This is a genomic window from Schlesneria sphaerica, from assembly GCF_044336245.1.
Taxonomy (GTDB): Bacteria; Planctomycetota; Planctomycetia; order Planctomycetales; family Planctomycetaceae; genus Schlesneria; species Schlesneria sphaerica.
This window is the reverse complement of the sequence record NZ_CP172346.1, coordinates 518472-544537: the sequence shown is the minus strand read 5'-3', so window position 1 is coordinate 544537 and position 26066 is coordinate 518472. Positions and strand designations below refer to the sequence as shown.

Here is a 26066-nt window from a genome sequence, read left to right as displayed (position 1 = left end):
AGAATCTGCTGTCGTCCTGGCTGACATCGCGTCGATATTTTACCAGCATGGTTTTTCAAGAATGAACAGTGCGGCGGATGTACGAGCGCGAGCGACGACCTGAAGCTAACAACGACGTCTCCGCTTCCGCTAGTCCTCCCGATGAATTGAAGTTGCGTTGAGTCAGCGACGCCCGAAGAGAAACACCCAGACTGCGTTTGCGACAAGGATCTCATAATGAATACGCTTGGCAAAGTCTTCGCATTTCTGGTGGTCATTGCGGCCATCGCCGCTTCGATCCTCACTGCCAAGCTTGTCGAGGTTCGCAACAGTTGGACGGCGAAAACCCTGGCCGCAAGGAATAAGTTTAACGAGACTCAACCCAAGATTGAGACGCTCGAAGCTCAGATCGACTCGCTGCAGAAGGACATCTTCCGCTCGCGCGACCTGTGGGGCAATTTCTGGCCGATCGTGCAGACGAATGTGGTCAGTCCCGATGGCGCAGTGCAGGTGAATGTCGGATCTGCCGCCGGAGTCCGTGAGGGTTTGCAACTGCACGGGTTTGAGCTGCTGCCCGATGGAACGTCGGTCTATCGCGGCTCATTTGTGCCGGCGGAAATCCAGCAGAACGGGTCTGTGCTCAAGCCAAACTGGCGCGCCACACCCGCCGAAGTGGCGACCTGGGGCAAGGCCGGAAACTGGCGCTGGCGAAACCTGGTCCCACCCGGCTACACCGAAAACTTTGACAAGCAGCTCACGACGATCCTGAAGCTCGAGGAAACACTCGGCGATCGGATGCTGACGCTGAAGGGGCAGGCACAACTTCTCGTGGAAGCCAACAACAAGCTCAAGCTGCGAGAAGCAGAGCTGCTTGGAGGCGAAGAGCTTGCTGGCGGAGATCAGCTTGAACCGGAATACCGGGAAGGGCTCGTCGCAGCCATGGAACGTACGGAAGAGGAACGGAACGAACTGCTGCTTAAGATTGACGATCTTCGTCGTAAGGTTCGAAGCGTCAAAGACGACATTGATCGGATCCTGGTGGAAAATACCGAACTGACAAATCGACTGCCGCAACCCGGAACCAAAAGCGAGTTGTCGCAGGCGAAGTGAATTAAAAGCGATTAAAGAGGTCTACACGGACGATGGGCTCTAATAACCGCGACTACATGCGCGATGAAATCGGCTCGGGACTTCCCTCGTGGGGGCATGATGTTCCAACCACAAAATGGTTGATCATCGTGAGCGTAGGTCTGTTTTTTGCGCAGACGATTTTCACTCATGACGTAAGTCTGGATGATTCAGCGGTTCCACGCGTCGCGGTGGCATCTTTGCGGTCCTCGGTCGAGCCCGTTGCTCAGGCGATGTTCGCCGTGACGAAGTCGTATGCTGAAGAATGGCTGCTGCTGGAGCCGGATAAGTTACTTCACGGGCAAATCTGGCGGGCGGTGACGTATGTCTTCTGTCATCCGCGTAACGCACCGTTCGCGATTGTCTTTAACATGATCGCGTTGTGGTATCTGGGTTCCAGTCTGGAACGCATGTACGGATCCCGCGAGTTCTTGTGGTTTTATCTCGCGTCCGCTGCCTTTTGCGCCCTGATCTTCGCGGCGTTCAGCCTCAAGTTGTACCTGCCGCAGCCCCTCATAGGGGCGAATGCGCCTGTGCTGGCGATGCTGGCACTTTACGCCACGCATTTTCCTCGCAGGGAGTTGCTGTTCTTCGGCCTGATACCAATCCAGATACGCGTTCTGCTGCTGATCTACGTGGTCGTCGACGTGTTTCAAATTCTGCAGGCCTTCAAGGGCGAAGGACCCTGGACCCGGGTTGCTTACATGTCCGAGTTGTGGGGAGCTGCATTCGGGTATCTCTATCGACAGCAAAACTGGCGACTCGAAGGCATTGCCGATGTATTCGATTTCGGCAGATTGAAACGCTCGCTACGCCGAGCGACGACGTCCCGGAATCTCAAAGTGTTTCATCCGGAAGTTTCGACTTCGGGGCTCGACGAACAGGTTGATGCGATCCTTGCCAAGATTCACGAACAGGGATCAGAGAGTCTCACCGAACGCGAACGCTCGATCCTCAAGCGTGCGAGTGAACAGGCCAAACACCGGCTGTAGCACTACGAGAATTCACACGCTGCCGATGGGTGTCCAGCAATTTGAGTGTGTGGGATCTGGATCACTCAAAACAGGCTTTGCTATCGCGGTGACTGTCCGTTTCAGCGAGCCGGGTTCCCTGTTCGCCGATTTTCGATCAGGGGATGAAACCGGCTACTGCGGCAATTCACTCTCATGCCTCTGCCACAGTCAATGCGCGCAAAAAAAGTCCGCTCTCCAGGCTGATCGCCAAAGGGGAGCGGACAGATCTCTCAGCTAGTGGCGGCTTCCGGAATCACTTGATTTCGAAGATCGCTTCGACTTCGACGGCGGCATTCGTAGGGAGCTGGGCAAAGCCCAGTGCGCTGCGAGCATGGTAGCCGTCGGTTGTCTTGCCGAAGATTTCGTGCAGCAGGTCTGACGTTCCGTTGATCACGAGGTGCTGCTCGTGGAATTCCAGCGTCGAGTTGACGCAGCCGAGCACCTTCAGGACGCGCAGTCCGTTCAGAGTGCCAAATTCGTTATGGACGGACCTCAGGATCTTGATCGCACAGTCCCGCGCTGCCTGGTAGCCTTGTTCCACGGTGACTCCTGCTCCCAGCTTCCCTTTCAGGTCGCTGACGTGACCTGAGGTGATGAGCAGGTTACCCGAGCGAACGCACAGGTTCAGGTAGCCTGGTTCGATCTTATTGAAAGTCAGACCCAGCTTTTCGGCGGTTTCTTGAGGTGTCATCGGTGCGTTGATCCTTCGTTGAAGTTTCCAGGTGATAGATCAGGATGTGGAAAATGACGCATGTCACTTTCCGGGATTCCAGCGTTTCCAGGCGAGCCCCGGTTTATCGGCACGGAACTGGACCAGCCGCGTATGCTCGACTTCCGTGACGTAGACGGTGCGACCGTCAGGACCACCGAAGCAGAGGTTGCTCGGTTTATTTCCGAGTACATCGATCTCGCGAAGGAGCTTGCCAGTCGGAGTCAGTACCGCAACGGTCCCTTTGCCGTGGCGTGTAATATAGAGGTTTCCGTCAATATCGCAGCGCATCCCATCGAATCCAAAGTCGGGAAATCGGTGAATCAGCTTTTTCTCGCCCACGGACCCGTCTTCGTTGATCGGGAATGACCAGACATTTCGATGAGTTTCCCCATCCACTTTTGCGGTTTCACAAAGGTGCAGGGTCTTTCCGTCGGGGCTGACTTCGATCCCATTCGTCGTTCCCATTCCTTCCGCAAGACGCTCTGTTTTGCCCTTTGTGTTTATCTTCCAGAGCTGGCCGGTCCCCTGATCCCAATTGGGATCGCTGGCGTAGAGTGTTCCGTTCGGATGGATCGCCAGATCATTCGGCTGGTTCATTTGATCATTGTGGGCGAAGACGTCGATCTTGCGTGTCGCCATATCGATTTTCAGGACATTGTGTGCGACATAGTCCGCGACGTACATCTTCCCCTGCTGGTCGAAAACAATGCCATTTCCGGTGCTCTTGCCTGGCAGAGTCACGAAGATTTCGGCTTTGCCCTGAGGTGTCACTTTGCCGATGGTCTGTTGCTTTTCGAAATTCACGACATAGATGTTGCCTTCACGGTCACACTGAGGGCCTTCGATGCCGGGGGTGAACTCGTTTGGCTGGGTCAACGGCGTTGCGACAAACAATTTCTCGTCAGTCTGACTAGCGAGAAGCAATGCCAAGGCAAACTGCAACATCTCGGGAAATCTCCTGGTGCAACGGGGTCGTATCGGAAGAAGGCATATCCTGCCGTCGAGTATCCCATCGCGTCAACCGGTGCAGCAGAATTGGAAGCATCGATTGCGATTTCAGAAGCCCCATCGTCGCATCTTGGGATCCGTTTTCTCCAGACGACTGAAGGACTGCTCTCCGCCCTTCGCAAGGCGATTCGCTTGCTGCCGGAGAAGGATGGCAAGTCATCGCAGATCTCGGCTAATCCGGGATTTGACGGAATGACGACTGTCGTTGACCACGCTCACTGCTATCATTCAGCAAACCTCGACCGCCGAGTGCGGTGATCCTGATGACGCTGGACGACTCATGCAGCTTGATGACACGATTTGCTATTGCTTCCATATCTCCAAGCGGAAGATTCTGAATTTCATCCGCGTGCACCGGCCCCGTCGTGCCAGCCAGATCAGTGAGTGCGGCGGAGCGGGAACGGGGTGCGGGTGGTGTGTGAACTATCTCAAGCGGTACTTTGCCGAATCTCAACAGGATGCGTCGAACTCACCTGGGACGACAGAGGATCTGACGGCTGCTGACTACGCTCGTCAGCGTGCTGCCTATATCAAGGCAGGGCATGGTAAGCCTGCAGCGGGGGCCGTACCGTTACCGACGGATGAACCACCGGAACTTTCGGCGGGTCAGCAGTCGGAGTGAAATGGGGCCAGACCCAAACCTTGGGGCACGCGGGCGGATGAAAGCCGACTTCGTGGCGCATTTTGACGAAGCGAACGAAGAGCGACTCCAACCGCTGCGAATCTCGATCTGCCAAATCGTTTAAGCGACTCGCGAGCGGAATGGCCGCAGCACTCGCAAGCTGCTGGGAAGAACTTCAGTCCCTGGTTCCTTTCAGCGGAACGATCTGAGCTTCAAGTGTCGTGGTCTCCAGCAATGCGACGGTGGGTTTGCCGTAGGACCAGCCGCTTGTTTCTCCCGGGTTGATAAACAGCCGTCCCTGCTCGTCGTGGGTGATGCTCGGTTTGTGAGTATGTGCATAAATAGCGACATCGAAGTCTCCTTCGACACCGCGCAGTGATCGATCCATATGAGTCACGAGGATGCGGCGTCCATCGGGAGTCTTGAAACCGAATGGAGGTTCTCCGATGGTGCCGACGATCCGCATTCCGGCCGTGACTCCGGTCTTGTTTCCTTCATTGTCACCGAAACATCCGACGATTTTGCATTTCAATTGGCGCAACGGAGGAACCGCGAAAGAGGAAACGAGATCTCCTGCGAATACGACCAGCTGACAGTCGGCTTCGTTGAAGACCTCGACCGCGCGGCGAATGTGGTCCAGGTGGTCGTGGCTATCCGCAAAGATACCAATCAGCATCAATGAAACCTGCTTTGTTTGACGGCTCGTGAAGTGTGCTTGATGTCGCTGCCGACTGTGTCACAACGAGTCAGAGACAGGGGAGGGAACCGCCTCCGACATCCTTGCCGCACCTGCAAGGGGGCGGTAGCATACGAAGACATCTCGCAGAAAAAATTTCTCACCGATCTGCTTTACGAGGGAACGTAACCAGTGGCTTATCTTCTGGCTCGCACGTAAGGAAAGCAACCGTGGCCAACGCGACAGGCATGGAGATCGAACGGCTGAAGGAGACGGCGAAAGCCATCCGGCGGCTGATCATCACGATCACCACGGAAGCGGGAAGTGGCCATCCGCCCAGCAGTCTTTCCGCCGTTGAAGTCGTCACCGCCCTGTACTTCGGCGGCTTCCTGCGACATCACAAAGAGAATCCTCGAGACCCGCTCAGGGACCGATTCATTCTCAGCAAAGGACACGCGGTTCCTGTTCTGTACTCGGCCCTCTGTCAGGCAGGCTATTACTCAGTCGACGAAATTCGGACGCTGCGAAAGCTGGGGAGTCCCTTTGAGGGGCATCCCAATATGAAACGTCTAGAGACCATGGAAGCCTCGACTGGTTCACTGGGGCAGGGGCTCTCACTGGGGGTGGGCCATGCGCTGGGCTGTCGTCTCGATGGAATCGACGCTCATACATACGTGATGCTGGGTGATGGAGAGATGGGCGAAGGGCAAGTCTGGGAAGCGGTCGCGTCTGCCGAGAAGTATCGGCTGTCAAACCTGACTGCGATTGTGGACCAGAACGGTTTCCAGCAGACAGGCTCGACAAAGGACGTACTGGATCTCAAGCCGTTCGCTCCCAAGTTCGAAGCGTTCGGCTGGCACACACAAGTAATCGATGGAAACTCGATGGAATCCGTCGTCAGCGCCCTCGAGACAGTGAAGTCTGTAACGGACCGGCCGACAGCCATCATTTCTCAAACGAAAAAAGGATTCGGAATCCTGCCGATACTCGAAGCGGCAGGAGACCTGAACTATCATGGAAAACCACTCTCGCATGAGCTGGCTCAGCAGGCCCTTTCACTGTTGAGCTGAGCGAGAACAAGCTGAACTAAAAAAATGTCATGGCATCAAAGGAGCATCCATCGGGATTGACGTGAGCTGGCGAAGGCATTCATCGTGAACGATGGATGCATCTGACCATGACGTTCGAACGCGTGATCAGATTGACCCAACAAGTGAAGGGCGGAAACTGACGATGGCAATTGGCGAAGCCGCAGGTCTGAAGCTGGGAAAGGCGTCCCGAGATGCTTTTGGCGCTGCGCTGAAGGAGCTTGGGAACGAGTTTCCCAAGTTTGTCACCGTCGACGGCGATGTCGGGAATTCAACCCGGACGGAAGTCTTTGCCAAAGCATTCCCCGATCGAGCGTTCAATGTGGGAATTGCGGAATCCAACATGGTGGGTGTAGCCAGCGGGTTGGCCTCTGCCGGCAAGATCCCGGTCGTCAGCAGCTTTGCGGTGTTTCTGCTGGCCAATGCATTTGACCAGATTCGGATGTGCGTCGCGTATCCGGAAGTGAATGTCAAACTGGTGGGGTCGCACGCAGGAATTTCGATCGGCGAAGATGGTGCTTCGCAGATGGGGATCGAGGATGTAAGTCTGGCCTGTTCGCTTCCCGGCATGACCGTCATCGTCCCCGCCGATGCGACTTCGACCCGAAAGGCGACTCGGGCGATGCTTGAGCATGTCGGGCCGGTTTACCTGCGTTGCGGGCGGATCGAACTTCCCGAGATCTATCAGGCTGACTCCCCGTTTGTGATCGGGAAGGCCAACACAGTGAAAGAGGGGGACGACGTTACGATCATCGCCAATGGACTCATGGTGGGTGTTGCTCTTGATGCGGCGGCACAGCTTGCAAAGGGTGGGACCAGCGCACGAGTCGTCGACATGCATACAGTCAAACCGCTGGACGAAGCGACGATCTTGCGAGCGGCCAAAGAAACGGGTCGAATTGTCGTCGCGGAAGAGCACTTGATGACGGGAGGATTGGGGGCCGCTGTTGCAGCGACGGTCGCACGAACCCGTCCCGTTCCCATAGAATTTGTCAATCTGGGGGATCGCTATGCCGAGAGTGGCGACCCGCAGGGGCTTTTGCAAAAGTACGGATTAACTGCGGAAGCGATTGTCGCGGCCGTGGAAAAAGTTAAACGTCGCTGACGGCAGTGGCGTGTCACATTGCAGAGACCCGGTGTCGATCGACACCGGGTTTCTTTTGCAAAAAAGGTAACATGGTCGTGGTGGCTTACCGCCAGTTTCGAAACTTTGATCCACCGCAGATTTTGCGGTTGTGGAACGAGTCTGGATTGGGACGTGGCGCGGCAACGGGGATCAGTTGTGATGAGTTCGACGGCCTCGTCATTGCTCAGACCTACTTCGACCCTGCAGGCCTGATCGTGGCCACAACAGACAACAGACATCTTGTCGGCTTCGTCCATGTGGGCTTCGGGGCAGACGAAACCAAGTCGCGATTGTGCAGAAAGACAGGAGTCATCTGCGCCGTGATCGTCGATCCGCAATATCGGCGACAGGGGATCGGCAGGGAACTGATCCGACGGGCTGAAGAGTTCCTGCGGGAAGCCGGAGCGGAAACGATCTACGGAGGGGGTGCCGACCCAAACGATCCTTTCTACGCAGGCCTGTACGGCGGAAGTCAACCAGCTGGATTTCTGGAATCGGATCCAGCCGCGGCACCGTTCTTTCAAGCGATGGGATACGTCCCCTTTGAGCGGCACCTGGTCTTCCAGCGTAAGTTGGGCCCGGGGGGGCCCGAAATCATGTGCGTTCGCATGTTGAATGCGAAGCGACAGTCGAAGCTCGCCGCGGCAACGGCCTACGAACCGAAAGACTGGTGGTGGTCGACACGCCAGGGGCGACTCGACTCTATGCAACTGGGATTGATGCCCAAGGCGGGAGGATCGCTGCTCGCCCGAGTTTGTGTCGTCGGCCTGGATATGTACACAACCAGTTGGAAGATGCGGGCGATTGGGATCACGGGACTGCACGTCTCAGAACATCAGCGACGCAAAGGGTACGGCCAGCTTCTGCTCGATGAAGTCTGTCGCAGGGTCCGTGATGAAATGATTCAACTTGCCGAGGCCCACGCGAAAGAAACGGATACTGCGGCGATCGCCGTAATCAAGTCCGCTGGCTTTCAACTCGTCGACGCGGGGGTGGTCTACAAAAAGGCTGCCGGTGCGGTACCGTCGACCGAATGACGCCCGTCGGGAGTCCGTTCGGAAATCTCGCGGGTCAGGCGACTTGAACCAGTTCGTATGTCACCATCTCTTTCGGGTCAACGATGGAACACAGTGATATCCAACTGGTACGAAGGAAGGTCGAAGAAATCTACCGGGTCGAGTCGCGTCGCGTTCTGGCGACGCTGATCCGGCTGGTGGGCGAATTTGATCTCGCAGAAGAAGCCATGCACGATGCATTCGCTTCAGCGGTCGAGCAGTGGGGACGTGACGGTATCCCCAATAATCCCCGTGCCTGGCTGGTATCTGCGGGACGATTCAAGGCGATTGACGTCATTCGACGTCGCTCGCGGTTTGACGCGTCACTCCCCAAGCTGGCGGTCAAACCGGAAGCCGCTGCGGAGATAGAAGAGGATGTCGACGGCGGAGGTGTGGAAGATGACCGATTGCGGCTGATCTTTACCTGCTGCCACCCGGCCCTGTCGTCGAGTACTCAAATTGCGCTGACCCTGCGTGAAGTCTGTGGTCTGACCACGGAAGCCATTGCCACCGCGTTTCTGACGACGCCATCCACCATCGCTCAGCGAATCGTGCGTGGTAAAGCGAAGATTCGCGATGCCAGGATTCCCTATCAAGTCCCTTCGATGGAGGACCTGCCGGCTCGATTGGACTCGGTTCTGGCCGTGATCTATCTCGTCTTCAATGAGGGATATTCGGCTTCCTCGGGTGAATCGCTGACGCGAGCCGATCTCTCGGGAGAAGCAATTCGACTTGGTCGGCTGCTGATGCAGTTGTTGCCGGATCCCGAGGTGATCGGCCTCGTGGCACTGATGCTGCTTCATGACTCGCGGCGTAAGGCTCGTACGGCAGAAAATGGCGATCTGATCCTGCTTGAGGATCAGGATCGCAGTCTGTGGAACTGGCCACAGATTGAGGAAGGTCACCGGCTGGCCGAGCAGGCATTTGCTGCCCCGATGCTGGGCGTCCATGCCATTCAGGCCGCGATCGCGGCCGTTCACACCTCGGCTGCGGACACCACATCGACAGACTGGGCGAAGATCGTCGCGCTGTACGACTTACTCCTTCGAGCAGAGCCTTCGCCGATCGTCGAACTGAACCGAGCGGTTGCCGTCGCGATGCGAGACGGGCCACAAGCAGGTATCGAACTCATCAACGTGATACTCGAACGCGGGCAACTCGCGAGGTACCACCTCTTACATGCGGCCCAAGCCGACCTCTATCGTCGGTTGGGGCAGAAGGTGGAGGCAAGAAGTTCCTATGAATCGGCGCTCAAGCTAGTCTCTCAGGAACCAGAGCGACGATTCATCGAAAAACGGCTTCGCGAACTCGATTCCTGAATTCAAACGACAAACTGTCGATTGTTCAAATCGTCAGTCGACTAATCTGCAGACAGAAACGTGATGATCGATTCACGCAAATTCGTTTCGTGATTTCCCATTCCTCAGATGCGAAAGGCTGCCATCGTGCGATTTATGCTGCTGATTTACTCGGAAGAAGGCTGCTGGGCCGAGGATGAACGAGAAAAATGTTTTCAGGAATCGACCCAGATCGCCAATGCGCTCCACAAAGAGGGGAAGTTCCTCGCCGCTTCGCCACTTCTGCCAGTTTCCATGGCGACCAGTGTACGAGTTCGCGATGGCAAACGATCGCTGACCGATGGGCCCTTCGCCGAAACTCGGGAACAACTGGGTGGTTTCTTCATGGTCGAAGCGAAAGACATCGACGAAGCAGTCGAAATTGCAGCTCGGTTACCTGCGGCGAGGAAAGGGACTGTCGAGGTAAGGCCCGTCCATGAGCTGGAGGGGCTTCCCGGTCGACAGGTGGGTAATTCGAAATAATTTTTGTCGAAGCTGCCAGTCTTCGTCGACTAAGTTCACGAGTGAGCAACCCACGTGCAGGAATTCCTTCGATGAAATACATGTTGCTGTGCTACGACGACGATGATCTTTGGAGGCAAAAAGGTGAGGACGCCTTGAAAGCCGCGATGAACGAGGCGGTTCAGCTGACTCATAAACTGAACGATCGCGGTCAGTACATTGATGCTTCGCCACTCCAACCCGTGGCGACAGCGAAATGTGTTCGGGTCCGCGATGGGGTTCGAACGGTGACAGACGGTCCGTTCGCTGAAACAAGTGAAGTCTTGGGGGGCTATTACCTGATCGAGGTTGAAAATCTGGATGAGGCGATTGCCGTGGCAGCCCAGCATCCGGGTGCCCGAATCGCGACGGTCGAAATTCGCCCGTTACGACAACTCGATGGTTTACCCGGCCCGGTCTGACCGCGGGAATTGCTGAAAGCCTTTTGGACGCGGCAGAGACTCTTTGCAGTTATGGAAAGACCGATGAGCCGCGACTCCAGCGCGTTGTTCCGGAGAGGGGCTTGCTCACGTCCCTCGATTCCCACATTTCTTAAACCAACTCGTGGTGCCTTGATCACGCGGAAGCCGAGAGAGGTCGGCTCCGTTGTCTGGTCGATGTTCTACTCTGAATCCGTGTGCCCTGCGAACTTGAATTGCCAAGGAGATTATCAATGAAGGTGATTGTGATGGTAAAAGCAACAAAGGACTCAGAGGCCGCCGTCATGCCCGATGAGAAACTTCTTGCAGACATGGGGCGATACAATGAAGAGCTGGTCAAAGCGGGAATCATGCTTTCCGGTGAGGGCCTCCACCCAAGTTCAAAGGGGGTCCGCGTTCGCTTTTCCGGCACCAAACGTTCTGTCATCGATGGTCCTTTTGCAGAGACGAATGAGTTAGTCGCAGGGTTCTGGATGTGGCGCGTGAAATCCATGGAAGAGGCGATCGAATGGGTGAAACGATGCCCCAACCCCATGCTCACCGATTCGGAAATTGAGATCCGTCCCGTCTTTGAGGCCGAGGACTTTGGTGAGTCCTTCACACCGGAACTTCGCGAGCAGGAAGCGACGCTCCGCGCCAAGGTGCTCGACCTGAATCTGGATCGATTCGAGGAGGGCCGGGAAATCCACGTCGCCGGGCTGAAGCAGGTTCACAATCTGCAGTCGAAGCATCAAATTCCCGATCAATGGCACAAGTTCGTACCGGACATAGGCAAGGTTCCCGGTGCGATCGACGGGTGCACTTATGGCGTCACCTGGAACTGTAAGGAGAACGGCGATTTCGATTATCTGTGCGGTGTTGAGGTCAATCCTGAGACGCAGGACACCGGGGACTTTTCACAAGTGACTCTGCCCGCCGGTCGCTATGCCGTTTTTACGCATCGTGACCATGTCTCTCGGCTTGAGGAGACGTACGACCGAATCTGGTGCAAATGGGCTCCCGATTCCGGACTGAAAATCCGCAAAGCGCCGTGCGTGGAATGTTACTCCCAAGATTTCAACGCCGAGACGGGGTTCGGTGGGACGGATATCTGGATTCCCATCGAGGCATAGATCTGGCGCATTCACTGTCCAAAGTGACAGCTCGTCCGCGCGACAGGCCCCGCACGATCGAGCTGACAGAGCAGTGAGCGCATCCCGCGTAGAGATCTCTGGTCGGGAGAGGGACGAAGTGAATATCCGCCCGCGGCAAGGCTTCGATGGGCTCTCCGTTGCAGAGCCCCGGTTTTTGAGGAACGAACTTCTATGGTTACTAATATCATCCTTGCCGTCGCGGCCATGCTGGCGGTGTTTCTGGTTGTCGTCGCGCTGCGGCCGTCGACTTATCGTGTCTCACGCTCGATCAGCGTCAACGCGTCGCCCGCGACTGTTTTCGACCACGTGAACGTGATGCAGCGTTGGCAAAAGTGGTCACCCTTTGAAAATGTGGATCCGGCGATGAAACGGGTCTTCGAGGGGCCCGAGGCGGGGGTCGGCGCTGTCTATCGGTGGGAAGGAAATCATCAGATTGGAACAGGCAGCAACACGATCGTGGAAAGCCGTCCGAACGAACTGATCCGGTTCAAACTCGAAATGCTGAAACCGCACTGCGGCACCAACGACGTTGATTTTCAGTTCCAGCCGGATGCCCAGGGGACAAAAGTGACCTGGACAATGCAGGGGAGATTGAACTTCATTACCAAGATCTTAGATTTGATCATCGGCATGGATGCCATGATTGGCAGTCAGTTCCAGGAGGGGCTGAAGCAACTGAAGCTGGTTGCAGAGAATGAACCCGTCTAGGAGATCTGTCGGAAGACCAGGTTGAATGCCCGAGCCTTGAAGCCGTGAAACGGCTTTACCGTGACATGGTTCGCTCGCAGGAAATCGAGCGATTGCTTGACCGGGTAGGCTTCCACGTAGACCACTTTTCGGATCCCTGCATCGACGATGTATCGTGCACACTGAAAGCAGGGAAAGGTCGTGCAGTACAGGGTCGCTCCTTTGGCGGAGTGAGATCCCAATGACCGGATAGCACGCTCCTCGGCGTGAATCGCCGTACAGATTTCCATGTTGCGACTGGGAAAGAACGACAGCTTCAAATTCTCAAGGCAATTCGAACATCGATACGGCTTTTCGATCACCGGATGGAGTGTGCCACATTTAGGGCAATGTACATTGCGCCGCGAATCGAGGCTCTTTTCCATCTCCGAATCTTTGTAACAAAAGCCGTACTGGCTTTTGCAGGGCATCATCGGAGTTGGATTTTCATTGTAGCCCACCGCCAGCGTCATTCCGTTCTCGCCGACGATGGCCGCGCCGACGAAGCGTTTCAGGCAGGCGGACTGATGCGACTGGGCGTATGCGATTGCCATTGCAACTTCGCTGGACGTCGCGGCGCGTCCGGTTCCGCCGGACCTGTATTCGTGAGCTGCCCGCATCAGGTCGACGTCAGAACGGATCTCGCTCCAGACTGCTTTCTCGCGTGCCGAAGCACCCCCTTTGTCGTCTTCGTTCAGGACGACGTAGTCAGCAAACTGGACGCACCGGTCAACCTGCTGGCCATGGTCAAGTTCCTCGTCAGTATCGCGCGCATCGTCTCGATCGAAGTCGGCCTGGTCCCCCTGATATTCGGCCATCAGCCGGTTCCATCGCGTCTCCTTACTCGCCTGAACGGCGATCAGGAAAAAGTTCGGTGCGAACCGGTGCATCAGCTCTTTGGCTTCCTGCAGATTTCGAATGCTGTCAATGACCAGATCGCTTGTCCGGTCGCGGACTTCCCCTTCGTGCAGAATGCCATTCACTTTCAGTGTCTGCTTCACCCAGTACGAGGGATCCTGCGCGCGAAATTCATTACCGATATCCTGGAGCATATGGCGCTTGTCATAAGTCCCTTCAGCCAGTCGGCGCGCTTTTTCCTGTCGGATCACATCCGAGATGCGGAACTTCTTGAACCCATGGGCTTCAAATGCATCTGCGACGGTCGAGACCCCGCTACCGATCGGACCGGTGATTCCGATGACTAACCGAGCCATACTTTGCCATTCCCATAGTTACGGTCACACTGACGAGTTTGAAATCACCCGAGCAAAACCGTTGCTCGCCCCGAACGCCCATCCCCTTATCGCGCATTCGGGTGCAACTCTTCACCAGCGTCGCCGGGGTGACCTTGGTCAGGTTCTGTCGCTGATTCCTTACTGAAGTACCCGTTCTGGAATTCAAGACAAGAGTGCACCGGTTGCATCGGATACTTCGCCCATCGCCGATTCATCAATCCAATCTGGCACATCAAAAACCGGGAGCCCCTGCCCGAGTGGACCACTCGCCGATGCTGGCAGCATTCACAAAGGCTTGGCAGGTGCTGCACGTTGATCCTGTATTCAATGCAAGTCGACTGGAGATCAATGGCTCTCAACCGTGAATAGATCGAAATTTTAGATTGTTTCCACTACCAGTAGTGGTGTTGTGTTTTGTGTAGTCAACATATCGATGTTGCGGCAGAGAGTCAATTGACAGAAAGCTGATCTGATGCTATCCGCAGCCGACTGATCCCGCGCACAATCACTGACCTTGCATTGTGCGTCGCCACCCTCACGCAAATGGCAGAGGGATCCCCGCTCCATCAACGTCGGAATAATGGGCATGCGCGAACAGAGAGAAGTAAGAGGCGTGAGAACTGTTCTTGTGCAGGAATGTGTGCGGTCGCGACAACGGCGTGGCGAATTCGTTGTGGATGTCGGCATTGGTATCTGGCGACTGTTTGAAGCTGATCAATGCGGCAGTGATCTCAGATTGAAATCGCTGAATTAGAGGATTTGGTTGCTGATTTCGAAGCCAAGGAGAATTCAGTGAACGAAGATACGAGCGGCATGATCATTCTCGTGACGTTTTTGACCTCCATCGTACTCAACTTCGTTTTCTACTTCGGCGCGTTGAGGAGACTGTTCATACCTCCGACTCCAAGTCCCGGGTATGTCATGATCGCTGTCTTTGGAGGAGTTCCCGGGATCCCGGCGGTTTACATTTGGGGATGGATTAGGCATCGTCCGGCACGGCTCGGAGCATTGATGCTTGGGTGGACCGCAGCAATAGGGATCCTCGTGGGACTGACGACAGTGTTGAATTTTGCCGAAGGCAAATTTTCTGACGGGCTCATTCTACCAATTTGTACTGTTGTGCTCTTTGTGAATGGCTATTTGGCGGTTCGCATCCTCATACCGTTCTTGCGTGGTGATGGGCGGATGCGGGCTGTGATGCGCGATTTGTCAACCAGCAACGTGTGGAAGCTTGCCGAGCTGCAAGAAGAAGCATTTCCGATTTTGCGGTTGTTGTTAGAAAATGACTATTTACCATATCGCCTGGCCGCTATCGATTGCCTTTCCCTGATCGGTCCATCGGCGGTGCCGTTGCTCGAAGAGATTTGCACTCAAGGCGACACGGAAGAAGCCGCTGCTGCACGAAGCGCTTTACTGGTGACAGCTAAGTGATGAGACCAGGGGTGGCGAGCTATTGGCAACTACTTCGACCAAACAGGTCGCGTTTACATCAACTTCTGGCAACCACCTGACAACTCTAACCACGCCCGCCTTCGCAACAGGTCTCACAGATGGTGTGGCAGCGGGAGCACTGCAGCTTGGCTCGAATCTCGAACAGTTTGCCACCACACGCAGGGCAAACGGGTTCTGCCGGGCTAGGAGGAAGGCTGGGGGGAGCAGAGGTTTCCGTTTCGTGTTTCATCGCGATGCGCACCTGGACCAAGATCTTGCCTGCACCCTGTTTCATAGAGTGTTGTACGACACCGCTGCAGGGTCAACCTGTGTCGCGTTTCCAGTATCCCGGTTTGTCCCCTCCTGCGTCGTGCGAGGTGGCCAATTCCGAGCGAAGTGAGCACTTCAGCACCTGATCAGTCTTTCTCAGGCTCACTCGCCAAAGCTAGCACTCCCGCGAGCATTCGTTCGAGAACGAGGCCGCTAAGGCTCTCGGGACGTAAAAAATGGGATGAAAAATCATCCCATTTCCTGTTGCCGAATTCTGCGAGGGAGTGACATCCGCCGACGAGAATTTCCCTCGCGGAGTTTCTCAGATTTAGCGCTGGTCAATTGAGTGATAGGCACGTTCGACCGGTCCAATGTAGTTGGAGGAAGGGCGAATGATCTTGTTGTCGCTGAGTTGCTCAAGGATATGAGCACACCAGCCCACGATGCGGCTTGCGGCGAAGACGCAAGTGAACATGTCTCCCGGGATCCCCATGTAGGACTGCAGGCTGGCAGAGTAGAAGTCGACGTTGCAGTTCTTGTGAATACTCGTTTTGACTGCCTGTTCCATGGCCAGCGAAATGTCGTACAGCTTGGTGTCGCCGGTCTCTACGCCCAGACGGCGGGAGAGATCCTTCAGGTGAATCGCCCGTGGGTCTTCGACCTTGTAGACCGCATGTCCGAAGCCCATGAACTTGCCCTTCTTGGCACGAACGGCTTCGACCCAGGGGACGACATTTGCGACCTCGCCGATTTCCTGAAGAGTCTTCAGAACTTCCGTGTTGGCCCCTCCGTGCAGAGGACCCTTCAGGGCTCCAATGGCACCAGTCACGGAGGAATAAATGTCAGACAACGTTGCGGCGATGACACGAGCCGCGAATGTGCTGGCGTTGAGCGCGTGTTCCGCGTGCAGAATCAGGATCAGGTCCATCGCTTTTTCGGCGTCTTTTGATGGAACCTTGTCATTCAGCATGTACATGAAGTTCGCGGCGTGGCTCAAGTCATCTCGCGGAGCGACAGGTTCCAGACCAGCCTGAATTCGCCGAATGGCCGCGACAATCGTCGTCATTTCCGCAGTTAACCGGATCGCCTTTTCGAAATTGGCGTTCGGAGAATTATCTTCGGCGGTCGGATCGTAAACGCCTGACATCGAGATGGCGGACCGCAGAGCGGCCATCGGGGGCGTGTGCTTGGGAAGTGACTTCAGGAACGTCAGAATCTGAGGTTCAATTTCACGATGATGGACCAGAACTTTAGTGAAGTCGGCCAGCTGCTGTGAGGTTGGCAATTCTCCCTTGAAGAGCAGGTAAGCGGTCTCTTCGAAGGTGCTGTTTTGCGCGAGGTCGTGAATATTGTAACCGCAGTAGACAAGTTTCCCCTCATCACCATTCACGTCGCAGATTTTCGTATCGGCGGCGATGATACCCTTCAATCCACGGGTCGCCGCTTTTTCTGCAGCGATTTCTTTTTCTGATGCGGAGGATGATACAGCGGCAGTCATTGACGGTCTCACTGGTGAAGCAACGAAAGGGCTGAGGAGCACGGTGGGGAAGCAGTGTTACGGACGCTGCACAATCAGTTTTCCATGCCGAAAATACTTCCGCAGAAGATCGACTCCGGCTCCCGTTTCAAAAAAGTATAACACTCGACCGCTACAGATCAACGAACGGTGACACAACTGTGGCAGAGGCATCTGGTTTCATCGCGGTTCACAGTTAGCGTTTCGGAAATCCGACTCGGATTCATGAACTTAAACCGGCGGGTGGCGTCTCAGCGGTGGAGGAGAATGCCTTGTCCAATTCGGTCAGCAGCAGGTCCAGGCGAAACGGCTTATAGAGAGCCAGTTTAAAGCCCATCAGCAGTGCTTTCACCATGCGGTGAGCACCGTCGTAACCGAATCCCTTCATCAATACTACGGGGATAGTGGCGTTAATGGCGCGAATTTTTTCGAGCGCCTCGATCAGATTGATGTCGGTCATTTCAGCATCGTAGAGCACAACGTCATAGTTGAAGCTCTTGATCATCAGCAGAGCTTCTTCCCCGTTGTGTGCTGTCTCAACTTCACAACCGAACCTGGCCAGAAGTTCATGGCCCGCTGCACGAACAGACTCATCAGCATCGGCGATCAGAACGCGCTTCCCGCGCAATTTCGGTTTCGAAAACGCCTCCCCTCCCATCGGCGCTGAGACTTGCGGGGCCACCTTCTCGCCGATGCCGAAGATCAACTGACGAATCGTGCGGGTCTGCTTCAGCATTCGCTGAAGCCGCTCAGTCGCCTGAGGGTCAAAACCAACGAACTTGTTCTTCAACCAGGCAATGTCGTTCAGAATTTCATCCACTGGTCGAGCCGCCTCACGCAACAGGACGGCTGAACTTTCTGAGGCCACTGTCGCCCGCTCGTAGACGAGCAATTCCAGCGTGTTCAATGCAACTGACAAGTCACGGCAAAAGAGCTCCAGGAACTGCTGATCCTGCTCGGTGAATGCGTTCGCATGTGTACTCTCGACGTTGAATGTACCGAGGACGCGATCGTGACGTTTGATCGGCACGGTCAGCGAACTGCTGGCGTTGTCGATTCCGGTGAGGTACAGCGGATCGTGAGATGTATCGCGACACAGATAGCTGTTGCCTGTCGCGGCCACATAGCCGGTCACGCCGTTATCTGTCGGCAGCGCATAAAGTTCACGTTCGGCCGCCTCTGAGAGGATGCCAACATGCAGCAGCGGTTCAAGCCGATTGGTCCGTTCGTTCAGCAAGCGGACTTCAATCGTTTCAAACTTGAGAACGTCCTTCGTATGGAGGATGATTTTTTCTCGCAGCAGCATTTTGCGAGCATCGACCGACATTGAGACCAGGTCTTCAGGAGCGATGTCCCCCAAGTCCTGACCTGCTTCGTGGATGGCGGTCAGCTTTTCGCCCTGCTGATGCTCTTGAGAAATGTCGCGGACAGTCACGACGACAAGGGTCGGATCAATACCCCCTTCAGGCAGGATCGGAGCGGCGACAACGTCAATGTAAGTCGATTCCCCGATGCGGTACTTCGTTCGGGCTGTCATGCCCGAACCCAGTGCATTGTGGAAGGGAGCAAAATCGGGACCGACGATATGAGGCGTCGCGAAGGCCTCATCAAATGTCAAACCGACAGGGGAAGGCGAACTGTTACCCTTGCGTCCCGTCATCTCGGTAAAGCGGTCATTACACCATTGGATTTTCAGATCGAGGTCGAGAACTGCAACCCCTTCCGGCAGGTGCTTTACCACGGTCTCCAGAGCCATCATGGTGGGGAGATGCTGAAGTGTCTCACCCAGGACCAGAGCGCCCTGAAATTCCCCCTCGGGAGATTTCGTCAGCCATCCGGTGTTGTCGTGGCTGCCGATCAGGGAGTCGGCCGTTCGTACGGATTCCCAAAGGGAACGTCCGGCGTCTTCGTTGGCACCGTAAACTAATATCCGAGGAGTCGTGGACACGAGGCGTAGCTCTCCCTGCTCACTCAACAAAATCGAAACCGAATTATAGAAGCGTCAAGTGCAGCCAGCAACATGTTACGAGATCTCACGACTAAAAATTCGGCTTTCCACTCGGCGGACAAATTGAGAGGAATTCGATTGTACTTCCTGACGAATTTCAGTTGATCCCTGTGCAGAGGTGTGTCAAATCGGATCCAGTTACACGAAGAACGGGGATGAGGAGTTCGCCAAAATTGGGTGAAGTTGGAAGTCGCTCAATGTGGATTCTCATCTCGAATCGGGATCCCAACGCCCTTTGGTGAACAGCGCTCATCACCGACGAAAACGCGACGACCGCGGAGTTTCCCCATCCGGCGTGATGATTCGCGTCTCATGGTTTGCCTCGCTCGATTGGTGCTGAGGATCCTGTCAATTGTCACATCGAATGCGATCCGTATATTCGAAATCGTCTGCTCCACCGTCCTGCTTGAGGAATTCGCCGATTCCTGACGGCACGGGCATTTTGTGCCGCGGCTGCAGCAGCTTGCCGCATAAGTTGCTTTCCGGGACACCGTCAACCGGGATTGACGCTTCCAGAACGTGATCAAATCAAACGCAGGACGTCCGTACTCTCACGCGAGACAGCCCGCTGGAGAGACTCAATCGTGTTACTCTCGGTTTCCTGTCACTATGATGGAGCGAGCGCCATCGTCACGCGGAGTACGAATTTCGGAGTAGGATTGGAATCAGGAGTCACGTTGGATTTCGGGACGCTCAGATCTCCGTAGTCAGGCGCGGTCCAGACCTGACAGGGGCCCCGTGCTCGAGGCAAACTTATCCACTTCTAATCCGAGCTGCTGGAGCATTGAGACGTAGAGGTTGGCCAGCGGTGTGTTCTTGTGGGAATCGAACGCAAGGTATTGGCCATGTCGGAAGCCCCCTCCGGCGAGGATTACCGGCAGGTTACGGTTGTCGTGGCTGTTGGCATTTCCCAGTTCGGAACCTAGCATCACGATCGTCTGGTCGAGTAGCGTCTTATCCTTTTCTTCGGTGCTTTGCAGCTTGCTGAGAAATTCCGCAAACAGTTTCAACTGCGCTGTCTCGATGACCTTCAACTCTGAAAGGCGGGCTGGATCCTGGCCATGATGTGAAAGATTGTGGTAGTCCTGAGTAATCCCTTCCAGGGGGGGAACTGCGTTGACTCCAGGGCTGTGCAGAGTGATTAATCTGGTCGAATCGGTCTGGAGTACCAGATGGATCATGTCATACATCAATCTGGTTCTGCCAATAACATCTGCCAGATTGGGAATGTCTCGCGGCGGTTTGACGTTTACTTGCGGTTTGGGTTTTCTGGCCCATTCTTCCGCCTTCACCAGTTTGGCCTCGGCCGAACGGACGGCTGTGAAGTATTGATCCAGTTTATCGCGGTCGCGAGCTCCCAAACGGCGCTGGAGTGACTTGGCTTCGCCCAGAACCGAGTCCATGACGCTCTGGCCGTCCTTGATCTTCTGAGTCTGTCGTTCTTTGTCGGCGGGGCTCCCTTCGAGAAACAGACGAGAGAATATTCGCGATGGTCGGGACTCGGGTGGGATCTCGACCCCGCCGCGTGAGAAACAGATGCCACGACCAGAGCCGACCGCGAGTGCCAACGAAGCGAAGCGAGTGGCACTCCCGATCTGTTCGGCTGCAACCTGGTCAACAGAGATCGTGTTCTTAAAACTGACACTCGTCGGCTTCGGTGCCGCTGTCAGGAATGAGACGCAAGCGAGATGTCCTCCGTCCACGTCGGGGTGTGATGTTCCTGATATCAGCGTGAAATGGTCACGCAGGTCTTTCAGCACATCAAGATAAGGCGTTGTGTCGTAGTTAATGCCCCCATTTTTGGGGAACAGGTTGGGGGCGTGGAATCCGAATCCCTGGTCGATCAGAACCATTCTACGCTGGTTGTTTGCCGGGCCGTTTGTTTCCTCCTGAGCAGCTTGCATCACATCCAGCAGCGGTAGAAACAGGGAAATCCCCATCCCCTTCAGAAAGTAGCGGCGATCGATGGTTTGCATCTGGAATTTCTTTCAGGGATTGGACGTCTGTGATGACAGTCACTCGCAATGGGGCCAACGTCATTCTGGTTGAGTGAGTTCCTCAGTTGCATACGCGAACGGGATCACCAGCGACGGAAGGTGTCGCTCTGAACGACCTCATGGATGAGGCTGCGGAATCCATAATTTTTCGCTTCAGTCTTCTTCACGATCTCACTCACTGCCTCGCGATCCGAGAATTGAACCTTGCGTCCCAGACTGTAAGTCAGCAGTTTTTCGGTCAGGCACTTCGCCACGCTGGTTTTATCTTCTGCCAGGATCTTCTTGAATTCCGTAATGTCTTTGAATCTGCGTCCATCCGGCATCGTTCCGCTGGGGTCAACCGGTCGACCCGTCTTGTACTGGACCGGTTTAAACCTGATTACCAGGTCAACAGGAGTTCCTTCTCCCAGGCTACGATAGGCTTTTCGCATGCCTCCAATGGGATCGAACGATTCGAGTGCCAATCCGGGGGGATCAATTTTGTTATGACAGCCAGCGCAGGACTCATGATTTCGATGGCGCTTCACCTGTTCGCGAATTGAGACCGCGCCTCGAATATCGGGTTCGATCGAGGGAATATCGGGAGGAGGTGGTGGTGTCGGCTGACCCAGGATGTTATTGAGAATCCACACGCCGCGCACGATCGGCGATGTCGACGTCCCGTTGGCGGTCACTTTCAGCACGCTGGCCTGTGTAATGACGCCGCCACGTCCGCTTTCCGGCGGAAGTCGAACGTGCTGCAGCTTTGCACCACGAATCCCCTTCAGTCCATAGTGTGTTGCCAGACGTTCATTCAGAAACGACCAGTCGGCGTCGACGAATTCGACAACCGACCGATCATCATGCATGATCTCATGAAAGCAGTAGTATGTTTCTTCCAGCATGGAATGACCGAGCATCTCGTCATACTCAGGAAAAAGCGTCGCGTCAGGTTCGGTAAAGTGAATATCACGCAGGTTGAGCCACAGTCCTGTGAAGTTTTGTACGAAGCGTTCTGCTTTGGGATCCAGCAGCAGTCGCTCAACTTGTTGTCTCAGGACATCGGGGCGATGGAGTTGGTTAGATAAACCCAGCGCGAGCAACTCGTCGTCAGGACCAGAGCTCCAGAGGAAATAGGACAGCCGGGATGCAAGTGCAGTGTCCGTGATGAAATCTGGTTCCTGCCCATTTGTCTGCTCGAGGGGTTCCTCTCTCAAGACGAATCCTGGTGAGCACAGGACCATTTTCAGGCCGACGCCGATCGCGTCTTCGAATGGCTTGTCCGCGTCAAGCGCCGCTTGTACGAGTTTCAGTGGGGCATCAATTTCGTCCGGAGTGACTTTTCTTCGGTAGGCTCGAGGGAGTAGTCGTTCGAAAATTTTTCGTGCGTCTGCAATGCCGGGCGAGCGCGACCTGACCCCTTTGAATAGCTCCTTTCTGCTTCGGGAAGGCCATTCCTCAAGCGGTCCTTGAACAGAGACTTCTCCGATCGCCAACCCGGGGCCTTTAAATCGATCGGGTCCCACGAGGGGTGCTGAGAGTCCATAAGGAGCCACACGGTAGGTATGACCTTCTTCGAGGTAATCCTCGAATTCGATCGTCGTCCATTGGTCACCGGGGGGAATGTCGAAGTATTCGACGAGGCGTACCGGACCTGCACGACGGATCACATCTCCACCATACACGGCCATGACGAGCGGTTCGTCAGTCTGATAGACCTTGGCCTGAATCGTGACGCGGTACGTTCCCGTCGCTTTTGCCTGCCCCGCGATAAAACACATGGGACAGTCCAGGTTCTGGAATGCGACGAGTCCGCCGTCGTCTATTTTCACGAACACCCGATTGAGGGCGTGAGTCGCAAACGAATCTCTGGACATCAGTTTTTTGACATCGATCGTAAGCGGTTTACTCGGGGGGCCCATGATTTCACGGACCGCACGGTCTGCCGCCAAAAGATAGGCTTCCAGGTGCTGAGAAGAGATCGTCAACACATCGCCCACCGTATCGAAACCAAACGCCGTCGGATCGTCTGGAAAGAGGTCCTTCACTGAGACGCGAATTCCGAACAGGTCGCTTAGCGTATTCTCATACTCGACGCGGTTGAGCCGCCGGAGTCCCGATCGCTTCTGCGCGAGTTCTGATTGCGTCAACTGCTCCGCGAGATGCGAGGTGAAGACGTTGATGGCCGAACGATCTGGCGGGACTTCACTTTTTGGGGGCATTTCGCGGCGCGAGACCCGATCATGGACCCGCGACCAGATTAGCAACAGATCTGGATCGTCCCAGTCGTCTTCCAGGCGATCCAGATTAATGCCACCCTTCTGCACATGGTCGTTGTGGCAGCTCGTGCAGTGTTGAGTGAGGAAATCATGCAGCTTCCTGTCGCTGGCCGTCGCAGACGACAAGCAGAGGGATAACGCAACGATCCCCAGGAACAATACTGAAAAGAGTCTCTCGGATGACAATCGGCCCTCGCTTCCGTTCTTGCAGCCGTCTCTCGAAATAGCAAGATGAGCGAAATCCAGGTCCGAATCAGATTGACTTGAACTTCAGTACCTCTACACGGCTACTTTCGATTCAACTTGCGTTCACTGTTTTGTGTAGCGAGATTGTACGAGTTGCAGGTGGGGCAAACAACCGTCGAGAACGTTCGCCATGACTCCCCCCTTGACATGGCGGGGGCAGGCAACGGCTCTGTATCAAGCTGTAGGGGGACCGAGGGGCGATCACGGAAACGACGCCATCCGGTGAGCAGACTTGTTGCTGCAATACGGACGCCACAAGGTCAGAAGGGGGGCCGCCACGATCTGGCAGGCGACATCACAACCTTCCTGGCCTGAGCCGACTCTCATCAATACGGTCTATAAATGACTGAATCCCCCATTTCAATGAGGGATTCAGCTTCGAGTTCGTGCCCTTAACGGATTTAACAATGCGGCGGTTTGGGATTAAGTCTTGAGACCCAGTCTCTCGCCTGCGTAACGATCGGCGACGGCTTTGGCGCACCATTCTCGATTCGCGAGGTACCACTCGACGGTCTTCTTCAATCCCGAATCAAACGACTCGAGAGGTTTCCAGCCGAGTTCGCGCTGAATCTTGGCGGCGTCGATTGCATAGCGCTGATCGTGGCCTGGGCGATCCGTCACGAACGTGATCAACTTCTCGTGAGGACGATTCTTCGAATCAGCGACCAGTTCGTCGAGCAGTGAGCAGATGGTTCGGACGACGACTATGTTCTGCCGCTCGCTGTTGCCTCCGATGTTGTAGGTTTCGCCGATCGTGCCCCGTTCCAGTACTGCGATCAGGGCGCGAGCATGGTCGTCGACGTACAGCCAGTCGCGAACGTTCTGACCCGTTCCATAGACCGGAAGCGGCCGACCTTCCAGTGCCGAAGTGATCGTCAGGGGGATCAGCTTTTCGGGAAACTGGAACGGACCGTAGTTGTTTGAGCAGTTCGTCACCAGGACCGGCAGACCATACGTTCGGTGCCAGGCTCGCACGAGATGGTCAGAAGCTGCCTTGGACGACGAGTACGGCGAACTGGGGTCGTAAGGTGTCTCTTCTGTGAAGAGCCCTTCGTCTCCGAGCGACCCGTAGACTTCATCGGTGGAGATGTGGTGGAAGCGGAATTGCTGCTGTTGATCTTCGGGAAGCGTCGCGCGGTATCTCCGGCTCACCTCAAGCAGGTTGTACGTTCCAACCACGTTGGTCTGGATGAATGCGCTTGGACCATCAATCGACCGATCGACGTGCGATTCGGCTGCGAGATGCATGACTGCATCCGGTTTATGCCGTTCGAAGACGCTTTGCAGCGCGGCGGCATCGCAGATATTGACTTTTTCAAAGGCATAACGCGAATCAGACGCAACGGACTGCAGCGTACTCAGGTTTCCTGCATAGGTCAGGCAGTCGACGTTGACCACCGAGTAACCTGTCTCAGCGATCAGATACCGAATCAACGCGGATCCAATAAAGCCAGCGCCGCCAGTAACAAGCAATTTCACAGATCGGTCTCCTGGACCAATGAAGAACAAAGGCGAAGTTGGAAAATAAGGCCCTGAATCAGATTGCAGCGTCTCTGCGATCACTTTCGCAGAAAGTTTCCCGTGAGCGAACGATCGGATTAGCGTTTATCTCCGCTGACCAGATCAATCAGGTACCGTCCATAGTTCGTCTTCGCGAGTGGCTTGGCCAGGCGAAGGACCTGTTCTGAATCAATATACTTCAATCGCCACGCGATTTCCTCGGGACAGGCGATCTTGAGTCCCTGACGGTTCTCGAGCACGGACACAAACGTGGAGGCTTCGAGCAGCGAATCGTGAGTTCCCGTATCCAGCCACGCGCTTCCGCGACCGAAGATCTCGACCTTTAACTGCTGGCGTTCGAGGTAGACCTTGTTCACATCGGTGATTTCGAGTTCGCCGCGTGCGGAGGGCTTGAGGGATTTGGCGATCTGAATGACTTCATTGTCATAGAAATAAAGTCCTGTGACCGCATAGTTTGATCGCGGAACTTCGGGCTTCTCTTCCAGAGAGATGGCCCGTCCTTTGCCATCAAATTCCACGACCCCATAGCTGCGAGCGTCTTTAACGTGGTAGGCGAAAACCGTAGCCCCGTCACGTTGTGCGTCGGCACTCTGAAGGGATTGTACCAGGTCATGACCGTAGAAGATGTTGTCTCCCAGGATCAGGCAGGACGGGGACTTGCCGACGAAGGGAGCCCCGATAATGAAGGCCTGAGCCAGTCCTTCCGGTTTGGGTTGCTCCGCATAGGAGAATTCCATTCCCCATTGCGAACCATCGCCCAGCAGTCGCTGAAACAAGGGCAGGTCCTGTGGCGTGCTGATAATCAGGACCTCGCGGATCCCCGAGAGCATCAGCGTCGACAACGGATAGAAAATCATCGGCTTATCGTAGATTGGCAGAATCTGCTTACTGACGACCTGCGTTGCCGGATACAAACGCGTGCCTGAGCCCCCGGCAAGAATAATTCCTTTGCGGCGGTTCTCGACGTTCTGCGACATGAGCTTCTCTTGTTTAAGTGTTACTGACACAACCGCATCGTATCATCGTTCCGGGGCGTTAAT

General features: G+C 55.3%; 22 protein-coding genes. 12 read left to right on the top strand and 10 right to left on the bottom strand.

Features of this window, described 5'->3' with window-relative positions:
* Positions 1 to 216 precede the first annotated feature (216 nt).
* Together ACGY09_RS01970 and ACGY09_RS01965 are read left to right on the top strand one after the other, a co-directional pair.
* Complete coding sequence (locus tag ACGY09_RS01970) at positions 217 to 1089, top strand: hypothetical protein (protein ID WP_397570264.1); 873 nt, start codon at positions 217 to 219, stop codon at positions 1087 to 1089.
* 32 nt (positions 1090 to 1121) lie between these two features.
* Positions 1122 to 2099 carry a rhomboid family intramembrane serine protease gene (locus ACGY09_RS01965; protein ID WP_373651766.1) on the top strand — a complete coding sequence of 326 codons (978 nt, stop codon included), beginning with the start codon at positions 1122 to 1124 and terminating at the stop codon, positions 2097 to 2099.
* A 274-nt stretch (positions 2100 to 2373) separates the two neighbouring features.
* Here ACGY09_RS01965 and ACGY09_RS01960 read toward each other — a convergent pair whose 3' ends face one another.
* Positions 2374 to 2811 carry a RidA family protein gene (locus ACGY09_RS01960; RefSeq protein ID WP_373651767.1) on the bottom strand — a complete coding sequence of 146 codons (438 nt, stop codon included), beginning with the start codon at positions 2809 to 2811 and terminating at the stop codon, positions 2374 to 2376.
* Between the two features lie 63 nt (positions 2812 to 2874).
* Positions 2875 to 3777 (bottom strand): SMP-30/gluconolactonase/LRE family protein, encoded by a 903-nt coding sequence (locus ACGY09_RS01955; protein WP_397570263.1) that lies wholly within the window; start codon positions 3775 to 3777, stop codon positions 2875 to 2877.
* A 268-nt stretch (positions 3778 to 4045) separates the two neighbouring features.
* Between ACGY09_RS01955 and ACGY09_RS01950 the strand changes: the two genes are divergently transcribed.
* Complete coding sequence (locus tag ACGY09_RS01950; RefSeq protein ID WP_397570262.1) at positions 4046 to 4462, top strand: bacterioferritin-associated ferredoxin; 417 nt, start codon at positions 4046 to 4048, stop codon at positions 4460 to 4462.
* Between the two features lie 175 nt (positions 4463 to 4637).
* Here the strand turns inward: ACGY09_RS01950 and ACGY09_RS01945 are convergent, their stop codons facing one another.
* On the bottom strand, positions 4638 to 5138 hold the full coding sequence (locus tag ACGY09_RS01945) for a metallophosphoesterase (protein ID WP_397570261.1): 501 nt from the start codon (positions 5136 to 5138) through the stop codon (positions 4638 to 4640).
* A gap of 230 nt (positions 5139 to 5368) precedes the next feature.
* Here ACGY09_RS01945 and ACGY09_RS01940 point away from each other — a divergent pair, with 230 nt between their 5' ends.
* The 8 genes from ACGY09_RS01940 to ACGY09_RS01905 all read left to right on the top strand — a co-directional run bounded on the left by ACGY09_RS01940 (position 5369) and on the right by ACGY09_RS01905 (position 12526).
* Entirely contained in the window at positions 5369 to 6208 is an 840-nt protein-coding gene (locus ACGY09_RS01940; protein ID WP_397570260.1) for a transketolase, read from the top strand.
* A gap of 163 nt (positions 6209 to 6371) precedes the next feature.
* A complete protein-coding gene (locus ACGY09_RS01935) occupies positions 6372 to 7331 on the top strand; it encodes a transketolase family protein (protein ID WP_397570259.1) in 960 nt (319 codons plus the stop codon).
* Positions 7332 to 7402: 71 nt separating this feature from the next.
* Positions 7403 to 8389 carry a GNAT family N-acetyltransferase gene (locus tag ACGY09_RS01930; protein ID WP_397570258.1) on the top strand — a complete coding sequence of 329 codons (987 nt, stop codon included), beginning with the start codon at positions 7403 to 7405 and terminating at the stop codon, positions 8387 to 8389.
* Between the two features lie 83 nt (positions 8390 to 8472).
* Positions 8473 to 9726 carry an RNA polymerase sigma factor gene (locus tag ACGY09_RS01925; RefSeq protein ID WP_373651774.1) on the top strand — a complete coding sequence of 418 codons (1254 nt, stop codon included), beginning with the start codon at positions 8473 to 8475 and terminating at the stop codon, positions 9724 to 9726.
* 126 nt (positions 9727 to 9852) lie between these two features.
* Positions 9853 to 10227 (top strand): YciI family protein, encoded by a 375-nt coding sequence (locus tag ACGY09_RS01920; protein ID WP_397570257.1) that lies wholly within the window; start codon positions 9853 to 9855, stop codon positions 10225 to 10227.
* Positions 10228 to 10298: 71 nt separating this feature from the next.
* Complete coding sequence (locus ACGY09_RS01915) at positions 10299 to 10667, top strand: YciI family protein (protein ID WP_373651776.1); 369 nt, start codon at positions 10299 to 10301, stop codon at positions 10665 to 10667.
* Between the two features lie 251 nt (positions 10668 to 10918).
* The gene (locus ACGY09_RS01910; protein ID WP_397570256.1) at positions 10919 to 11797 is read left to right on the top strand and encodes a GyrI-like domain-containing protein; all 879 of its coding nucleotides are present in this window, start codon (positions 10919 to 10921) and stop codon (positions 11795 to 11797) included.
* 192 nt (positions 11798 to 11989) lie between these two features.
* Complete coding sequence (locus ACGY09_RS01905; protein WP_397570255.1) at positions 11990 to 12526, top strand: SRPBCC family protein; 537 nt, start codon at positions 11990 to 11992, stop codon at positions 12524 to 12526.
* On the opposite strand, the gene ACGY09_RS01900 is transcribed toward ACGY09_RS01905, so the two are convergent.
* A complete protein-coding gene (locus ACGY09_RS01900; RefSeq protein WP_373651779.1) occupies positions 12523 to 13758 on the bottom strand; it encodes a deaminase in 1236 nt (411 codons plus the stop codon). The genes ACGY09_RS01905 and ACGY09_RS01900 overlap by 4 nt on opposite strands.
* Positions 13759 to 14571: 813 nt before the next feature.
* On the opposite strand from ACGY09_RS01900, the gene ACGY09_RS01895 reads away from it, so the two are divergent.
* The gene (locus ACGY09_RS01895; RefSeq protein ID WP_397570254.1) at positions 14572 to 15210 is read left to right on the top strand and encodes a hypothetical protein; all 639 of its coding nucleotides are present in this window, start codon (positions 14572 to 14574) and stop codon (positions 15208 to 15210) included.
* A gap of 598 nt (positions 15211 to 15808) precedes the next feature.
* Here the strand turns inward: ACGY09_RS01895 and ACGY09_RS01890 are convergent.
* From ACGY09_RS01890 to rfbA, 6 genes are all read right to left on the bottom strand, one after another.
* Positions 15809 to 16978, bottom strand: coding sequence for a citrate/2-methylcitrate synthase (locus ACGY09_RS01890; RefSeq protein WP_397570253.1), 1170 nt, complete (start codon positions 16976 to 16978; stop codon positions 15809 to 15811).
* 241 nt (positions 16979 to 17219) lie between these two features.
* Positions 17220 to 18944 (bottom strand): response regulator, encoded by a 1725-nt coding sequence (locus ACGY09_RS01885; RefSeq protein WP_397570252.1) that lies wholly within the window; start codon positions 18942 to 18944, stop codon positions 17220 to 17222.
* A 767-nt stretch (positions 18945 to 19711) separates the two neighbouring features.
* Positions 19712 to 20980 (bottom strand): DUF1552 domain-containing protein, encoded by a 1269-nt coding sequence (locus tag ACGY09_RS01880; protein ID WP_397570251.1) that lies wholly within the window; start codon positions 20978 to 20980, stop codon positions 19712 to 19714.
* Positions 20981 to 21084: 104 nt separating this feature from the next.
* Entirely contained in the window at positions 21085 to 23445 is a 2361-nt protein-coding gene (locus ACGY09_RS01875) for a DUF1592 domain-containing protein (RefSeq protein WP_397570250.1), read from the bottom strand.
* Between the two features lie 483 nt (positions 23446 to 23928).
* Positions 23929 to 24984, bottom strand: coding sequence for a dTDP-glucose 4,6-dehydratase (gene rfbB, locus ACGY09_RS01870; protein WP_397570249.1), 1056 nt, complete (start codon positions 24982 to 24984; stop codon positions 23929 to 23931).
* A 119-nt stretch (positions 24985 to 25103) separates the two neighbouring features.
* Positions 25104 to 26003: a glucose-1-phosphate thymidylyltransferase RfbA gene (gene rfbA / locus ACGY09_RS01865; RefSeq protein ID WP_373651785.1), complete on the bottom strand. Its 900-nt coding sequence runs from the start codon at positions 26001 to 26003 to the stop codon at positions 25104 to 25106.
* Positions 26004 to 26066: the final 63 nt, after the last annotated feature.

Excerpts from the sequence above, each read along its gene's own strand:
- ACGY09_RS01970 (WP_397570264.1), top strand. The coding sequence starts at position 217 with ATGAATACGCTTGGCAAAGTCTTCGCATTTCTGGTGGTCATTGCGGCC.
- ACGY09_RS01965 (WP_373651766.1), top strand. The coding sequence starts at position 1,122 with ATGGGCTCTAATAACCGCGACTACATGCGCGATGAAATCGGCTCGGGA.
- ACGY09_RS01960 (WP_373651767.1), bottom strand. The coding sequence starts at position 2,811 with ATGACACCTCAAGAAACCGCCGAAAAGCTGGGTCTGACTTTCAATAAG.
- ACGY09_RS01955 (WP_397570263.1), bottom strand. The coding sequence starts at position 3,777 with ATGTTGCAGTTTGCCTTGGCATTGCTTCTCGCTAGTCAGACTGACGAG.
- ACGY09_RS01945 (WP_397570261.1), bottom strand. The coding sequence starts at position 5,138 with ATGCTGATTGGTATCTTTGCGGATAGCCACGACCACCTGGACCACATT.
- ACGY09_RS01935 (WP_397570259.1), top strand. The coding sequence starts at position 6,372 with ATGGCAATTGGCGAAGCCGCAGGTCTGAAGCTGGGAAAGGCGTCCCGA.
- ACGY09_RS01930 (WP_397570258.1), top strand. The coding sequence starts at position 7,403 with ATGGTCGTGGTGGCTTACCGCCAGTTTCGAAACTTTGATCCACCGCAG.
- ACGY09_RS01925 (WP_373651774.1), top strand. The coding sequence starts at position 8,473 with ATGGAACACAGTGATATCCAACTGGTACGAAGGAAGGTCGAAGAAATC.
- ACGY09_RS01915 (WP_373651776.1), top strand. The coding sequence starts at position 10,299 with ATGAAATACATGTTGCTGTGCTACGACGACGATGATCTTTGGAGGCAA.
- ACGY09_RS01910 (WP_397570256.1), top strand. The coding sequence starts at position 10,919 with ATGAAGGTGATTGTGATGGTAAAAGCAACAAAGGACTCAGAGGCCGCC.
- ACGY09_RS01905 (WP_397570255.1), top strand. The coding sequence starts at position 11,990 with ATGGTTACTAATATCATCCTTGCCGTCGCGGCCATGCTGGCGGTGTTT.
- ACGY09_RS01900 (WP_373651779.1), bottom strand. The coding sequence starts at position 13,758 with ATGGCTCGGTTAGTCATCGGAATCACCGGTCCGATCGGTAGCGGGGTC.
- ACGY09_RS01890 (WP_397570253.1), bottom strand. The coding sequence starts at position 16,978 with ATGACTGCCGCTGTATCATCCTCCGCATCAGAAAAAGAAATCGCTGCA.
- ACGY09_RS01880 (WP_397570251.1), bottom strand. The coding sequence starts at position 20,980 with ATGCAAACCATCGATCGCCGCTACTTTCTGAAGGGGATGGGGATTTCC.
- rfbA (WP_373651785.1), bottom strand. The coding sequence starts at position 26,003 with ATGTCGCAGAACGTCGAGAACCGCCGCAAAGGAATTATTCTTGCCGGG.